15 protein-coding genes are annotated in these 14181 nt (G+C 56.9%); 11 read left to right on the top strand and 4 right to left on the bottom strand.

All coding sequences use genetic code 11. The features are described from left to right. Window positions 1–48: 48 nt before the first annotated feature. From A377_RS0105745 to A377_RS0105725, 5 genes are all read left to right on the top strand, one after another. Window positions 49–1122: an iron-containing alcohol dehydrogenase family protein gene (locus A377_RS0105745; protein ID WP_019895265.1), complete on the top strand. Its 1074-nt coding sequence runs from the start codon at window positions 49–51 to the stop codon at window positions 1120–1122. A gap of 6 nt (window positions 1123–1128) precedes the next feature. Further along, entirely contained in the window at window positions 1129–1875 is a 747-nt protein-coding gene (gene kdsB / locus A377_RS0105740) for a 3-deoxy-manno-octulosonate cytidylyltransferase (protein ID WP_019895264.1), read from the top strand. Between the two features lie 30 nt (window positions 1876–1905). Continuing rightward, window positions 1906–3210, top strand: a complete 1305-nt coding sequence (locus A377_RS0105735) for a 3-deoxy-D-manno-octulosonic acid transferase (protein ID WP_157760762.1) — start codon at window positions 1906–1908, stop codon at window positions 3208–3210. Between the two features lie 108 nt (window positions 3211–3318). Further along, on the top strand, window positions 3319–3543 hold the full coding sequence (rpoZ, locus tag A377_RS0105730) for a DNA-directed RNA polymerase subunit omega (protein WP_019895262.1): 225 nt from the start codon (window positions 3319–3321) through the stop codon (window positions 3541–3543). Window positions 3544–3552: 9 nt separating this feature from the next. Beyond that, window positions 3553–5715, top strand: a complete 2163-nt coding sequence (locus A377_RS0105725; RefSeq protein ID WP_019895261.1) for a RelA/SpoT family protein — start codon at window positions 3553–3555, stop codon at window positions 5713–5715. Here A377_RS0105725 and A377_RS0105720 read toward each other — a convergent pair. Genes A377_RS0105720 through A377_RS0105705 form a run of 4 tightly spaced genes read right to left on the bottom strand, consistent with a single transcriptional unit; the run spans window position 5703 to window position 9685 of the window. Beyond that, window positions 5703–6593 carry a metal ABC transporter permease gene (locus A377_RS0105720; protein ID WP_019895260.1) on the bottom strand — a complete coding sequence of 297 codons (891 nt, stop codon included), beginning with the start codon at window positions 6591–6593 and terminating at the stop codon, window positions 5703–5705. The genes A377_RS0105725 and A377_RS0105720 overlap by 13 nt on opposite strands. Continuing rightward, window positions 6590–7984: a metal ABC transporter permease gene (locus tag A377_RS0105715; RefSeq protein WP_019895259.1), complete on the bottom strand. Its 1395-nt coding sequence runs from the start codon at window positions 7982–7984 to the stop codon at window positions 6590–6592. Before A377_RS0105715 ends, A377_RS0105720 begins: the two co-directional genes overlap by 4 nt. After that, entirely contained in the window at window positions 7971–8753 is a 783-nt protein-coding gene (locus A377_RS0105710; protein ID WP_019895258.1) for a metal ABC transporter ATP-binding protein, read from the bottom strand. Before A377_RS0105710 ends, A377_RS0105715 begins: the two co-directional genes overlap by 14 nt. A gap of 11 nt (window positions 8754–8764) precedes the next feature. Next, the gene (locus A377_RS0105705; protein WP_245546786.1) at window positions 8765–9685 is read right to left on the bottom strand and encodes a metal ABC transporter solute-binding protein, Zn/Mn family; all 921 of its coding nucleotides are present in this window, start codon (window positions 9683–9685) and stop codon (window positions 8765–8767) included. A 105-nt stretch (window positions 9686–9790) separates the two neighbouring features. Between A377_RS0105705 and A377_RS0105700 the strand changes: the two genes are divergently transcribed. From A377_RS0105700 to A377_RS12005, 6 genes are all read left to right on the top strand, one after another. Continuing rightward, window positions 9791–10177, top strand: coding sequence for a RidA family protein (locus A377_RS0105700; protein ID WP_019895255.1), 387 nt, complete (start codon window positions 9791–9793; stop codon window positions 10175–10177). Window positions 10178–10520: 343 nt separating this feature from the next. Next, window positions 10521–11000, top strand: coding sequence for a Fur family transcriptional regulator (locus A377_RS0105695; protein WP_019895254.1), 480 nt, complete (start codon window positions 10521–10523; stop codon window positions 10998–11000). Then, entirely contained in the window at window positions 10993–11556 is a 564-nt protein-coding gene (locus A377_RS0105690) for a ZrgA family zinc uptake protein (protein WP_019895253.1), read from the top strand. Before A377_RS0105695 ends, A377_RS0105690 begins: the two co-directional genes overlap by 8 nt. Window positions 11557–11560: 4 nt before the next feature. Beyond that, the gene (locus A377_RS0105685; protein ID WP_019895252.1) at window positions 11561–12256 is read left to right on the top strand and encodes an ATP-binding cassette domain-containing protein; all 696 of its coding nucleotides are present in this window, start codon (window positions 11561–11563) and stop codon (window positions 12254–12256) included. Next, the gene (locus tag A377_RS0105680) at window positions 12253–13512 is read left to right on the top strand and encodes an ABC transporter permease (RefSeq protein ID WP_019895250.1); all 1260 of its coding nucleotides are present in this window, start codon (window positions 12253–12255) and stop codon (window positions 13510–13512) included. The genes A377_RS0105685 and A377_RS0105680 overlap by 4 nt, the downstream gene beginning before the upstream one ends. Then, a complete protein-coding gene (locus tag A377_RS12005; RefSeq protein ID WP_019895249.1) occupies window positions 13509–14120 on the top strand; it encodes a DUF3299 domain-containing protein in 612 nt (203 codons plus the stop codon). The genes A377_RS0105680 and A377_RS12005 overlap by 4 nt, the downstream gene beginning before the upstream one ends. Window positions 14121–14181: the final 61 nt, after the last annotated feature.

The raw sequence follows: 14181 nt of genomic DNA, 5'->3' as shown, positions 1-14181 counted from the left end.
CCAGGCCTGGTAAAAAGTGGGTCGGGCGGAAAAAACCGAAGGAATTTCATGAAATACCGCAATTTTAAAACCGTGCCACGCATGATTTTCGGGCGTGGCAGCTTCGACCAGTTGGACGACGTGCTGAACGAACAGCGCCAAACACCCAAAGATTTTGCCGTATTTCTGGTGGACGAAGTCCACCGGAACAAACCACTGGCCGAGCGCTTGCCACTGGCCGAAACGGATCAACTGATCTGGCTGGACGTGACCGACGAACCCAAAACGGCTTACATTGACCGTCTGGTCGAGCAGGTGCAGGCGTTTGCCTCCGACCAGCGCCCGGTCAGCGTGGTCGGTCTTGGCGGCGGTTCCTCACTGGACATCGCCAAAGCGGTGTCTCTGATGCTGACCAACCCGGGCCGTGCCGCCGACTATCAGGGCTGGGATCTGATCAAAAACCCGTCCGTGCATCATGTCGGCATTCCCACCATTTCCGGCACCGGGGCCGAAGCCTCACGCACCACGGTACTGACCGGCCCGGAGAAAAAACTGGGCATCAACTCCGACCACACGGTGTTCGATCAGATCATTATGGACCCGGATCTGGTCGCTGGCGTGCCCAAAGACCAGTGGTTCTACACCGGCATGGACTGTTTCATTCATAATGTGGAGGCCCTCAACGGCACCTACATCAATGAATTTGCCCGCGCCTTTGGGGAAAAATCCCAGTCTCTGTGCCACGAAGTGTTTCTGGACGACCACCCGGACGCCGACGAAAAACTGATGATGGCGTCCTATTTCGGCGGCCAGTCCATTGCCTACAGCCAGGTGGGGGCCTGTCATGCCCTGTCTTACGGTCTGTCGTACGTGATGGGCTACCACCACGGCATCGGCAACTGCATTGTGTTCAATGTGCTCGACGAATTTTATCCGGAAGGGGTTAAAATCTTCCGCAAGATGATGGCCAAACACAACATCACCCTACCGCAAAATGTCTGCGCCGACCTCAGCGACGCCGAAATGGACAAGATGATTCAGGTGGCGTCGGGACTGGCACCGCTGTGGGACAATGTCTATGGGCCGGATTGGCGGAGCAAGGTCACCCCGGAACTGCTGCGCAGCCTGTATGAGAGAATGTAAGAGACCATGATGCGTACCATCGCCCTGATCCCGGCCCGCTACGACTCTTCGCGCCTGCCGGGCAAACCGCTCAAAACCATTGGCGGCAAACCCATGATTCAGCAGGTGGTTGAACGGGTCCAGCGAGCCCGGGGGCTTGACGCCGTTTACGTTGCCACCGACGACGATCGCATTCGGGAGGCGGTCGAAAAATTCGGCGGCCAGGTGGTAATGACCCCGGCCGAAGCCGAATCCGGGACCGACCGGATCGCCGCGGCCGCCAACACCCTGAACCTGAGCGACGACACCCTGATTGTCAATGTGCAGGGAGACCAGCCTTTGATTCACCCCGGTTCGATCGAAGCCGTGGTCGCGCCTTTTTACGAGGAAGAGACGCCCGACTTTGCGATGACCACCCTCTCGTTCAAGATCGTCAATGAAGCCGAAATCACCAGCCCCAAAGACGTCAAAGTGGTCTGCGACTATTATGGCAATGCCCTGTATTTTTCCCGTGCCACCATTCCGCATGGCCGTGATTACTGGGATCACGACTCCTTCAAGCATCTTGGGGTTTATGCCTACACCAAGGCATTCGTCGACCAGTTCAACGAGCTGCCGGCCAGCCGACTGGAAAACATTGAAAAACTGGAACAGCTGCGGGCATTGGAATACGGCTACCGGATCAGAGTCATTGAAAGCCAGTGGGACTCGCCCGAAGTCGACGTGCCAGGCGACATTGAGTTGATGAACAGCCTGATGCAAGCTGGCCACTGACCGCTTTTCATTGCCGCCATGTCCGCGCCCATGCCAACCGACACCCCCGCTGATCGAACCGACTGGCGTTTTTATCGGATTCTGCTCTGGCTGCTCAGTCCGCTGGTTTTACTGATCACCCTCCACCAGGCGGTGCGTCGTCAGGGCGGCTGGCAGTACGTTCGCCAACGCTTGGGCGGATATCGACCCGACGACGGACCCTGCGCCACCTCTTTGTGGATTCACTGCGCGTCGGTGGGCGAAGTCCGTGCCATCGATGCCCTGGCCGAATCCATGCTCAATGATGGCCATGAATTGCTGGTCACCACCAGCACCCCTTCCGGGCGCGATGCCCTGCTGCAATGGCGATCAATGCAAAACACGCCTGAACAGATCAGCCATGCCTACCTGCCGCTGGATTATCCGTCTGCGGTGCGGCGTTTTCTGCAACGCTTTCAACCCGAAAATGCCTGGATGATGGAGTCCGAAATCTGGCCCAACCTTTATCAGGCCATGGCGGAACGTGGGCCCATAACCCTGATCAATGCCCGGCTGTCGCAAAAGACCTTCGCCAGACTGACCGCCGAGCATCCGCCAGCCCCGGCCTGGTTCTGGCGATGGTTGCAGCGCTTGTATCGCCAGACCTGCCGCTACCTGACACGGGTCCTGGCCAAAAACAAAGAGGAAGCTCAACGGTTTGTGGCGCTGGGCGTCCCACCCGAACGCGTCCAGGCCGCCGGCAACCTCAAACTGACCAATTACCGTGCCCTCGCCAATGATCCAAACCCCATGCCATGTCCTTATGTGCTGGTCGCTTCCTCGCATCAGGATGAGGAATTCCAGATCGCCAAACGCTGGCTGGCGCGACAACGCCCGGAATTGTTGGTGATTGTGCCCCGCCACCCGCAGCGGCGAAAATCACTGAAGACCCAACTGGGCGGCCTGACCCACTCACTGACGCTGGTCAGTCAGCATGACCCCATCCGAGCTGAGACCCAGGTGCATCTGGCCGACACCTTTGGTCAACTCATGCCGCTGTATGCCCATGCTCAAGTGGTGATCATGGGTGGCAGCTTTGTGCCCAAAGGCGGCCACAACCTGCTGGAACCGGCCTCGCTGGGGGCCTGCCTGCTGACCGGCCCGGACATGCGTGATTTCGAACCGGAAACGCAGGCACTGCTTGAGGCGGACGGACTCCAACAGTGCGCCGATTACGACGCTTTGCTGGACGCACTCTGCCACTTGCTGGAAACACCACAGACAAGACAGGCCATGGGCGAAAATGCTCAGGCCTGGTTGCGGCAACACCACGCCCTGATTGATGACTACCGGGCATGGCTTTTGCCTTTATCCTGACCTCGCACCGGATCAAACCACAGGCATTGGCCTAAATATTTGAAACCCCAGGCCGGATAAGGGTAAAATACTCGGTCCACCCAACTCAAAGAACAGGAAACCCTGAATATGGCACGAGTCACCGTTGAAGATTGTCTGGACCAGGTTGAAAACCGGTTTGAACTGGTTATTCTGGCCTCCAAGCGCGCACGCCAGCTTTCCTACGGCGCGGAACCCACTCTGGAATGGGAAAATGACAAACCGTCGGTGATGGCTTTGCGCGAACTGGCCGACAACACCGTTGACAAGGACGTGGTCATGTCCGATCCGGACACGCCGCCGTTTTTCGGTTAACCCTCAGGCATGCCCACTCCGACCAGCCTCCAACCTTTACTGGAACAGGCCGGCACCTATCTGAAAAAAAAACAGCTGCGCCAGCTCAAAGCGGCGTTTGAATTCGGTGCCGAAGCCCATAAAGGCCAGAGCCGCAAAACCGGCGGCGACTACATCTGGCATCCGGTGGCGGTCGCACAGATTCTGGCCAACATTCATCTCGACCACGAAAGCCTGATTGCCGCGCTGCTGCATGATGTGGTCGAAGACACTCCCTACAGCAAGCAGGACATCATTGACCGTTTTGGCGACAACGTCGCCGAAATGGTGGATGGGGTCACCAAGCTGGGCAAGCTCGAATTCGACAACCCCAAAGAAGCCCAAGCCGAAAATTTCCGCAAAATGGTGCTCGCCATGGCGCGGGACATTCGCGTCATTCTGATCAAACTGGCCGACCGCCTTCACAACATGCGTACCCTTGGGGTCATGCGCCCGGACAAACAACGCCGTATTGCGCTGGAAACGCTGGAAATCTACGCCCCCATCGCGGCCCGGCTGGGAATCAATGCCATCCGGATCGAACTGGAAGATCTGGGCTTCAAAGCCATGCACCCGTTTCGGGCGGCCGTGCTGGAAAAAGCCGTGAAAAAAGCGCGTGGCAACCGCGACGAAATCATCGAACAGATCAACGAGGCCATCAGCAAGCGCCTGGAAGACGACCAGATACCGGCACAGGTGGTGGGCCGGGAAAAGCATTTGTACAGCCTGTACAAAAAGATGAAGTACAAGCATCTGAGTTTTGATGAAATTCTGGACATTTTCGCCTTCCGCGTGGTGGTCAACGGGGCCGACGAATGCTATCGCGTTCTGGGCTCGGTGCATTCACTTTACAAACCCTTCCCCGGGCGCTTCAAGGATTACATCGCCATCCCCAAGGCCAATGGTTATCAGTCATTGCATACCGTGCTGTTCGGCCCTTATGGCGCTTACATCGAAGTGCAGATTCGGACCAATGAGATGCACGAAGTCTCGGAACACGGCATTGCGGCCCACTGGGTCTACAAACAGGACGTTGATGGCGAACCGGATCGCCACCGGAACCATGTGTTGTCCGCCGTGGAAATCCGTGCTCAGGAATGGGTAAAAAATCTGCTGGAAATTCAGCAGGGGGCAGGCAATTCGCTCGACTTTCTGGAAAGCGTCAAAATCGATCTGTTCCCGAATGTGATCTATGTGTTCACACCCAAAGGCGACATCGTCACCCTCCCGGCCGGGGCCACCGCCGTGGATTTTGCCTATGCCGTACACACCAATGTTGGCCATGCCACCGTTGGCTGCCGGGTCGACAAAAAACTGATCCCTCTCAGAACGCGTCTGGAAAGCGGTCAGACAGTGGAAGTGATCCGTTCCAAAGACCTTCAGCCCAATCCGTCCTGGCTGCATTTTGTCACCACCGCCAAAGCGCGCTCACAGATCCGTGCGTTTCTGAAAAACCAGCAATCGGAATCGGCGACCATTTTGGGACAGCGCCTGCTGGAAAAAGCCTTGCGGGGGTTCCATATCACCTACAGCCAATTGACCGACGCCATGCGCGGAGGCCTGGTGGTGGAGCTGAAGCTGAAAAGCTGGGACCACCTGCTGGAAGAGATCGGATTGGGGAAACGCCTGTCCAAGCTGGTCGCCAAGCAGATTCACGACAGCCTGATTGGCTCGGATGAAGCCATACCAGTGGACGAGGCAAGCGACTCAACGTCACACCCTCTGGTCATTTCCGGCACCGAAGGCATGGTGGTGAATTATGCCGGTTGCTGCCACCCGATTCCCGGCGATGACATCATCGGGTTCATCAGTGCCGAAAAAGGGCTGGTCATCCATCGCCAGGAATGCGCCAACGTCCGCCACTTTAAAAACCACCCTGAAAAGTGGCTGGACGTAAAATGGGAAGACCAGATCAACCAGACCTTTGATGTGGAACTGTTGCTGGAAGTGCGCAATACGCGCGGGGCTCTGGCCACCATTGCCAGCAGAATCGCCGAAATGAAAACCGACATTGACCGGGTTCGCTCCGAAGACAAGGACGACAGCTACAGCCTGATGCACATTGTGATCAGTGTGCATTCACGCAAACATCTGGCCGATGTCATGCGCAGGCTGAAACGCCTGGCCATTGTTGAAAAGATTCATCGGGTATAAGCGTCCCTGTCTCTGAAGGAGACGCGGCGACGCCACCACTGACGCCACTGCATGACTGCAATCGTCAACAACAACTGCAGGCCGGTCAGGGTCGCGATGGCCGCTGCAATGGCCAGATCCAGCCATGCGGCCAGCGCATACCCGAGCAGCACCGCGGACTGGGCATAGCCCACAGCGGCCCACATCATCTGCTTCAGACTGCGCGCCCACAAATACGCCGAACTGGCCGGGATCACCAGCAAGGCCACCACCAGAATGGCACCGACCGCTTCAAACGACGCCACCGTGGTCAAAGACACCAGCGTCATCAGCAGGTAATGCCAGAAGGTCACATTCACGCCCAGTGTCAGCGCCAGCAACGGATGGTAGCTGACCAACCGAAAACGCTCAAAAGCGACCACAACCACCAGAAGATTGAGCAGGGTCACGCCACCAATCAGCCACAAGGCTCTGGGGCCTAGCATTTTCTCGCCCATAATGACCATGTCGAACGGAACCATGGTGATTTCACCATAGAGAACACAGTCCTGATCCAGGTCCACCTGACCGGCGTAAACACTGATCAGTATCACCCCCATGGCAAAGAACCAGGTAAAGATGATGCCGATGCTGGCATCGGTCTGCAACTTGCCCAGACGATGCAGACTGTTTGAGAGCCAGGCCGTCATCAGTCCAATCAGCGTGGCCCCGATCATCATCGCGATCACCGAACGGGAACCGGAAATCAGATAGGCCAGCACGATCCCCAACAACACCGAGTGACTGATGGCATCGCCCAGAAGACTCATCCGACGCAAAATCAACAGAACGCCAACCAGCGCTGTACTGACCCCGACCAGACTCGCGGTGGCCAGAATCCAGAAATCCCCCATAATCATGAGGACGGCTCCTCGGTCAGTGGGATCAGACGTCCGTGCGGATCTTTCACGCCTTTGCCCGATTGCGGCCCCTGTTCCAGCAACTCCGCCAGGCGTTCGATTTCTTCTGCGGTCAGCAGGTGCTCCATTTTTTCCGCCTGGCGATGCACGTCTTGCGGTGACAGTCCGGCTTCGGTCACCAGATAGGTTTCCCACAGGCGATGACGCCGCGTCAACTCCAAGGCCACAGCCGCCCCCCACTCGGTCAAGGCCCAGCCTTTGTCGGCCCTGGCATAAACCAGATAACCATTGCGGGCCAGCTCGCGCAGGCCTTTCATCAGACTGCCGTATGGCATGGGTCGATGGGACAGCAACTCTTCTTCGGAAAACACCCGGTTCAAGCTGGCCTGTAAAAAGTTGCCCTTGCTCTGCTGACGCCGTTCATTAAGCAGATAAAAGCTGCGCAACAGGTTTTCCGCTCGCACTTGTTTTTTAAAACGGCGTTGGCGTAACAGGTTGGAAAGCAGTCCCCGTTGCGGCGCGAACAGAAACGACACCAGAAAGATCATCGACAGCACCACTACCATCCAGGGTCCGGTCGGCATGGTCGGTGCCATATAGGAAATGTTGGCGCTGATGGCACCGCTCAAGGCCCCGATCAGCGAAGCAATGCCGAGCATCACCGTCAATTGGCGGTGCCAGAAACGCGCCGCCGCGATCGGGGTCAGCAACACCGCCGCCATCAGCACCACCCCGACCAACTGCAACCCGATCACCACGGCCGAAACAATCAACAGTGCCAGAGTCAGTTCGTAGCCGACCAGCGGCAGGCCCAGTGTGCGCGCATAATCGGGACTGAAAGCCACCAGTCTCAGCTTGTGGAACAACACCCAGACCATCACCAGCACCACCACCGCCACCGCAGAAAGCAGATACAGATCAGCAGGCAGCATCGCTGCCGCCTGACCGAACAAAATCTTATCCAGTCCGGATTTTCCCGGAATCGGCAACCCTTGAATGTAAGACAGTGCCAGCAGCCCCATCGCGAAGAAAAACGACAGGGTTATGGCCATGGCCGCATCGGGTTTGATCTTGGTGTTTTTGGGCAGCCAGCCCATCAACAGCAAGCCGAGCATGCTACTGCTCAGCGCTCCGGCAAACATCACCAGCGGCTGGTTGGAATGCGACAGAATAAACGCCACCATCACCCCGGGCAATGCCGAGTGTGCGAGCACGTCGCCCACCAGTGAGCGCTTGCGCAAAAAGGAAAAGGTGCCGATCACCGAGGCACTCATCCCCAGCAACACGGCACCGATCAGCACCCAGGTGGCATTGGTGTCCGAAAACGACCAGAATTCCACCAACAGCTGCCAATAGTCTGGATCAACCCGCTCAAAATCAGGCGTCATCATGCACCTTGTCGATATTGGAGCGGTACATCTTTTCGGTCATCTGGTTCAACAGAGACAAACGCCCGCCGTAGGTTTTTTTCAGATTGTCCTCTGTCAGGACTTTGCTGGTCGGCCCGGCGTCCACCAGGCGTGAATTGATCAGAATCACCCAGTCAAAATAGGCCTCAACGGTATTGAGATCATGGTGCACACAGACAATGGTTTTGTCCTGCGCCTTGAGCCGGGCAAACAAATCGGTCATCGCACGTTCGGTGGTCATGTCCACCCCGGCAAAGGGCTCGTCCATCAGATACAGACTGGCCCTCTGCGCCAATGCCCGGGCCAGAAACACCCGCTGCTGCTGGCCACCGGAGAGTTCACTGATCTGACGATCCTGAAATGCCAGCATCTTGACTTCCGCCAGCGCCTCCGTTGCCAAAGCCCGGTCTTCGGCCGTAGGGCGCTGCCAGAAACGCAAACGCCCATGGCGGCCCATCAATACCACGTCCATCACATTGATCGGAAAATCCCAATCCGACTCTTCGCGCTGCGGCACATAGGCAATCGACAGCTGCCGCTTCGCCAGGGGGTCGCCGAAAAAACGAACCCGACCGCTCATCAGCGGTACCAGGCCCATCATCCCCTTGAGCAGAGTGGATTTGCCGGCACCGTTGGGGCCCAGAATCGCCACCGTCTGCCCACAGGGAATCTCAAAACTCACATCCGTCAGCACCGGATTGTGTTGGTAACGCATGCTCAATTGCTGAACGGATAAGGGGGGAAATGCCATACTCGCCTCGATTATTTCAATGCTTGAACCAAAGTGGACACATTGTGCCGAACCATGCCCAGATAAGTCCCTTCCGGGGTGCCCGGCATGCCCATGGCATCGGAATACAGTTTGCCACCAATGCGCAACGGATGGCCCGATTCCCTGACCCCTTCAACCAGTGAACGCAGAAATTTTTCCGAAACACTGGTTTCAACAAAGACGGCCTTGATTTGACGTTCGATCACCAGATCCTTCAAACGCTTGATGTCGTTCAAGCCGAATTCGGTGGCCGTGCTCAAGCCTTGCAACCCTCTGACCTCCAGACCATAGGCCCGACCGAAATAACCAAACGCATCGTGCGAGGTGATCAGAACCCGTTGCGACGCCGGAATGGTGTCCGTCTGTGCCTGCACCCAGGCGTCCAGTTCTGCCAGTTGCGCAAAATAGGCTTCGGCTTGCTCTTCCAGCCGCGAACTCTGTTGCGGACGCTTTGATTTCAACGTCGCCAGCACCGCCTGACCTGCCTGACGCCACAGGCCCACATCCAGCCACACATGCGGGTCTGTTCCGCCGTCTGCCTCGATCAAGGTGTCCTTTTTCATCTCATGGGTGACGGCCACCACCGTTTTGAAACGAGCCATTTTTTCAAACACGTCCTGCATGCGCCCTTCCAGATGCAGGCCGTTGTAGAAAATCACATCCGCTCGCTGCAAGCGACGCAAGTCGCCCTGGGTAGCCTTGTACAAATGCGGGTCCACGCCCGGGCCCATCAACACTTCAAGGGCGACCTGGTCACCCCCAATGTTTTCCACCAGATCACCGATCATCCCTGTGGTGGCCACCACTTTCAGCGGCTCCGCCTGCAGCGGAGCGATCAGCCCGAACCAACCTCCGAACAACACCATGCTCAGCAGGCTGTGTTTTAACCGGTTCCACCGGACAAAAACCATCGCATTCTCCCCTAAAAACCCTTATCATAAACGCTAAACAGACCCATTGCACGAGGTCTGACTAACCTGACACAGAAACAGATTCGATCAGTTGAGCACTTATCCATGAAACAGATTATACAGACCGACAAAGCCCCGCAAGCCATTGGCCCTTATTCGCAAGCCGTCAAAATCGACAACACCGTCTATCTTTCCGGCCAGATCGCGCTGCAACCGGAAAGCATGACCCTGAAAGAAGGCGACATCAGCGAACGCATTCATCAGGTCTTTCAAAACCTTTCGGCTGTGTGCGAAGCCGCGGGCGGATCACTGCAGGACATCGTCAAACTCAACATTTTCCTGACCGACATGGACCATTTTGCCACCGTCAACAGCCTGATGGCCGAATACTTTCAGGAACCCTACCCTGCCCGAGCCGCAGTGGCGGTCAAGACCCTGCCCAAACACACCGATGTCGAAATGGACGCGGTCATGGTGTTGTCTTCCTACTGACTTTTCACCAGGCCTGGTGAAAAGTGTGCTTCGGCATACAAAATGCCAGGCTGACTGGGAAAACATTGCTTGCGGCATCACAAGGCAAGCAAGGTCGGTGCAAATTTGTGAATCGAAAAAACCGAAGGTAAACATTCGAGCCAGTGGGATCGCCGTTTCCTTCGCCATGGGCAACGACCAACGCATACCAGCGTTTTGCCATCTTTTCGCTCTCTTTGGTCTGAATCCGTTCAGATAAGCATTATTTTTGCGATCAATCATGTCGCAATCATACAGAGATACCCCCCCCTTTCTTTTTTGTTAAAATATAACACCAATCATTGACTGCCTCCGAGAACCGACCATGCCCAGCTCCGACATTGACACCCAGCTGCACCAGGCCAAAGAACACTGTCTTAGGACCGGCCATCGGCTCACCGCTGCCCGCGCCCGGGTCTTACGGATATTGCTTGAAGCGTCGCAACCGCTGAGCGCCTATGACCTGCTGGCCCAGTATCAGGCCCGCCACGCCAAGGGCGCCCAACCGATGACCATCTACCGGGCCTTGCATTTTTTGCAGCAGCAATCACTGGTTCACCACCTGAGCAGTCGTCGCCAATACGTTTCCTGCGGTCAGCCGCACGCCCATGCCCGGAATGCCTTAACCCAATTATTGCTGTGTGAAAATTGCGGCCAGACGCAAGAAGTGCCGCTTCCCACCCTCTTGTCCGAAGCATTGCAACAAAGCTTTCACCGCCATGCCTTCACCCTGCAACAATCCGAACTGGAATTTCACGGCCTCTGTGCCCATTGCCAACCGTCAAAGGAATGCGCCCATGCTTAACCACCTGATGTCTTCCCTGGGCCTGCTCGGGCTTCTGTTGATCAGTTCTGCCGGCCTTGCACAAAACCACCATTCCGATCACGCTGGCCACCATGATCACGAAGAACACTCGCCTCACGTACACGGCCTGGCCACCATGCAAATGGTGCTTTCCGGTCAAACGGTTCTGGTCGAAGCACAGGTGCCTGCCGACACCCTGTTCGGGTTTGCCACCGCCCCCCAAACACCGCAACAGCAAGCCATGCTGACCAAACGGCATGAGCGATTGAAAACAAGCGCCGTGCGTTTTTCCGAACGCGCCCACTGTGAGATCACAGACGTCTCCTGGCAGAACCCTCTCACCGACACCGAACACCATCAGGGCCATGCCGATGTCCGCATTGCCTGGCAGTACCGTTGTGAAACCCCTGAGCGCCTGACCCATGCGCATTTTGAGGCGCTGTTTGACGACTGGCCCAGACTGGAAACCGTGGAATGGGAATGGCTGCTGCCCGATCAACCGGCCAATGCCGCCAGCGTGACCGTCGGACACCCAAACGTCCAACTGGTTCCGTAGCCTTATGAGCCAAGCTTTTGAACTTGAAAACCTGCGTTTTGGCTGGCCCGGAACCAAGCATGATCTGTTGCAGATTGAGCATCTGGCCCTGCAGACAGGCAAACACCTGTTCATACAGGGCGCCAGCGGCAGCGGCAAAAGCACTCTGCTGAATCTGCTCTGCGGGGTACTGCTGCCCCAAAGCGGCCAGATTCGTGTGCTCGACCAAGACCTGACACAGTACGCCTCCGCCCGGCGTGACCGGTTCCGTGCCGATCACCTGGGCATCATTTTCCAGCAATTCAACCTGCTGCCTTATTTGACCCCCGTGCAAAACTGCCTGTTGCCACTGACCTTCTCGGCCAAACGCCGCAAACAGTGCCCAAGCCCTGAAAAAACCGCCATCGCCTACCTGCAACAGCTGAACCTGCCGAACCACCTTTTGCAGGTGCCATCCAAGAATTTAAGCATTGGCCAGCAACAACGGGTCGCCATTGCCCGGGCTCTGATCGGGCAACCGGATCTGATCATTGCCGACGAACCCACTTCGGCCCTGGATGCCGCGCATCGTGACCGGTTTATGCAGTGCCTGTTTGAGGCCGCAGAGGAACACCACACCAGCATTGTGTTTGTCAGCCATGATCTGTCTCTCGCGTCTGAGTTTGACCATCAATATGTCCTGCCGGAGCCACCCGGGCGGAAAACGGAGGGCAGTGAATGAACTTTCTGACTCTCAGCCTGAAAAGTGCCTGGCACCGGAAAACGCCGCTTCTGTTGGCCGCTCTGTCGGTCGCGATCAGTTTTGCCCTGCTGTTCGGCGTGGACACGGTTCGCAAGCAGGCCAAGGACAATTTTCTCAATACCGTCTCCCAGACCGATCTGATCGTGGGCGCCCGCACCGGCCCGGTCAATTTATTGCTCTACAGCGTGTTTCACCTGGGCCAGCCCACCAATAACATGGGGTATGACACCTATCGGTTTCTGCAAAAACACCCTCAGACGCAATGGGCCATTCCCCTCTCACTGGGGGATTCGCATCGTGGCTTCCGGGTCATTGGCACCCAAGGTCACTTTTTTGACCATTATCGCCATGCTCAAGGCCAGCCACTGGTATTTGAGCGCGGAGAGCGTTTCAATGACCTCTATGAGGTGGTGATCGGAGCGCAAGTGGCTGCAGAACTCAACTACCAACCGGGAGACCGTCTGCTGCTGTCACACGGAGTGGCCGCTCGCGCCGAGGCATCTTTGCCCGAACACGACGACAAGCCGTTTCGGGTGAGCGGCATTCTCGCCCCGACCGGCACGCCGCTGGACCGGACCCTTCAAGTCTCTCTGCGTGCTCTGGAAGCGATTCATCTTGACTGGCAGAGCGGACGCCCCTCGCCTCTGAAGCTTTCGCCGGAACTGGCCCGAAAACTGGTGCCGGAACCCACAGAGATCACCGCCGTCATGGTCGGCCTGACCGATAAGATTCAGACCTTTCGTCTGCAGCGGCAGATCAACGCTTACCAACCTGAACCGATTATGGCGATTCTGCCCGGCGCCACTCTGGCTCGTTTTTGGCAAAGTCTCAGACATTTTGAACAGGCGTTCATGCTGCTGTCCTGGGGCGTGTTTGTCGCCGCGCTGACTGGCATACTGATCAGCCTGCTCAACAATCTGCACCAACGCCGTCACGAAATTGCCTTGCTGCGCGCCATTGGCATGCATCGCCGGGGGATATTGGGCCTGTTCTGGCTGGACACATTGCTGATCATGCTCGGTGGCTTCATATTGGGCATCGGGCTGTTGCAAGCCGGGCTCTGGCTGCTGCAACCCTGGCTGTTATCACACTACGGCCTGTCGATTGGCTTTTTCCTGCCGGATGTCGGTCAATTGAAAATGGCTCTGATGGCACTGGGCGCGGCGCTGTTGATCAGCACCTTGCCCGGCTGGCTGGCCGCCCGCAACAATCTGAAAAAAGGACTGCAGCCATGACGACGTTTCACCCAAACCAGTCACATCGCACAGGCCCGGCCCACCTGACCTGGGTAAGGCTGGGGTTGCTGGTACTGCTCTGGCCGCTGCTCGCTCTGGGGCAGGACACGCCCAGAACCCTCTATTGGCAGGATTTGATTCCAGACAGCCATCACCCGGACAAGGTATTGGCCAAGTATGAAGAAGAAATCAACTACCTCAACACTCTGCCGGATGGCAGCGAAGAAGGCCTGGAAATTGTGGAAATGATCCAGAAGGAACTCGACAACCTGCCCGTCAACCCGGAACTGGATGGCCAAACCGTCACCCTGGCAGGCTACATTGCCCCACTGGAGATTCGCAACGGCCTGGTTCACAGTTTTTTGCTGGTCCCCTATTTTGGTGCCTGCATTCATGTGCCGGCCCCACCGCCGAACCAGACCGTTTACGTGACCACCGCCGAAGGCGAAGCTCTGCGTCTGGATGACATTGACTACGCCTTCAAAATGACCGGCACACTTGCCCTGCAAGAGAAAAACACCGAGCTGGGCGATTCGGGCTACCACCTACAGAATGCCCGCGGCAAAATCCACAAAGACGAGGTATGGCTGGAACCGGAAGCGCCATAGCGCAATGACCGCTTTTTACCAGGCCTGGTAAAAAGTGGCACTGTCAGGCTGGCATTTGAAC

The sequence above is a fragment of the Hydrogenovibrio halophilus DSM 15072 genome, assembly GCF_000384235.1.
Classification (GTDB): Bacteria; Pseudomonadota; Gammaproteobacteria; order Thiomicrospirales; family Thiomicrospiraceae; genus Hydrogenovibrio; species Hydrogenovibrio halophilus.
The sequence above is the reverse complement of the archived record's forward strand: the minus strand, read 5'-3'. Positions and strand labels throughout refer to the sequence as shown.

Bases quoted from the DNA above. Each gene is read 5' to 3' on its own strand.
- A377_RS0105710 (WP_019895258.1), bottom strand. From the start codon at position 8,753: ATGGCATTTCCCCCCTTATCCGTTCAGCAATTGAGCATGCGTTACCAA.
- A377_RS0105690 (WP_019895253.1), top strand. From the start codon at position 10,993: ATGCTTAACCACCTGATGTCTTCCCTGGGCCTGCTCGGGCTTCTGTTG.
- A377_RS0105705 (WP_245546786.1), bottom strand. From the start codon at position 9,685: ATGGTTTTTGTCCGGTGGAACCGGTTAAAACACAGCCTGCTGAGCATG.
- A377_RS0105700 (WP_019895255.1), top strand. From the start codon at position 9,791: ATGAAACAGATTATACAGACCGACAAAGCCCCGCAAGCCATTGGCCCT.
- A377_RS12005 (WP_019895249.1), top strand. From the start codon at position 13,509: ATGACGACGTTTCACCCAAACCAGTCACATCGCACAGGCCCGGCCCAC.
- A377_RS0105720 (WP_019895260.1), bottom strand. From the start codon at position 6,593: ATGATTATGGGGGATTTCTGGATTCTGGCCACCGCGAGTCTGGTCGGG.
- A377_RS0105745 (WP_019895265.1), top strand. From the start codon at position 49: ATGAAATACCGCAATTTTAAAACCGTGCCACGCATGATTTTCGGGCGT.
- A377_RS0105715 (WP_019895259.1), bottom strand. From the start codon at position 7,984: ATGATGACGCCTGATTTTGAGCGGGTTGATCCAGACTATTGGCAGCTG.
- kdsB (WP_019895264.1), top strand. From the start codon at position 1,129: ATGATGCGTACCATCGCCCTGATCCCGGCCCGCTACGACTCTTCGCGC.
- A377_RS0105695 (WP_019895254.1), top strand. From the start codon at position 10,521: ATGCCCAGCTCCGACATTGACACCCAGCTGCACCAGGCCAAAGAACAC.
- A377_RS0105680 (WP_019895250.1), top strand. From the start codon at position 12,253: ATGAACTTTCTGACTCTCAGCCTGAAAAGTGCCTGGCACCGGAAAACG.
- A377_RS0105685 (WP_019895252.1), top strand. From the start codon at position 11,561: ATGAGCCAAGCTTTTGAACTTGAAAACCTGCGTTTTGGCTGGCCCGGA.
- rpoZ (WP_019895262.1), top strand. From the start codon at position 3,319: ATGGCACGAGTCACCGTTGAAGATTGTCTGGACCAGGTTGAAAACCGG.
- A377_RS0105735 (WP_157760762.1), top strand. From the start codon at position 1,906: ATGCCAACCGACACCCCCGCTGATCGAACCGACTGGCGTTTTTATCGG.
- A377_RS0105725 (WP_019895261.1), top strand. From the start codon at position 3,553: ATGCCCACTCCGACCAGCCTCCAACCTTTACTGGAACAGGCCGGCACC.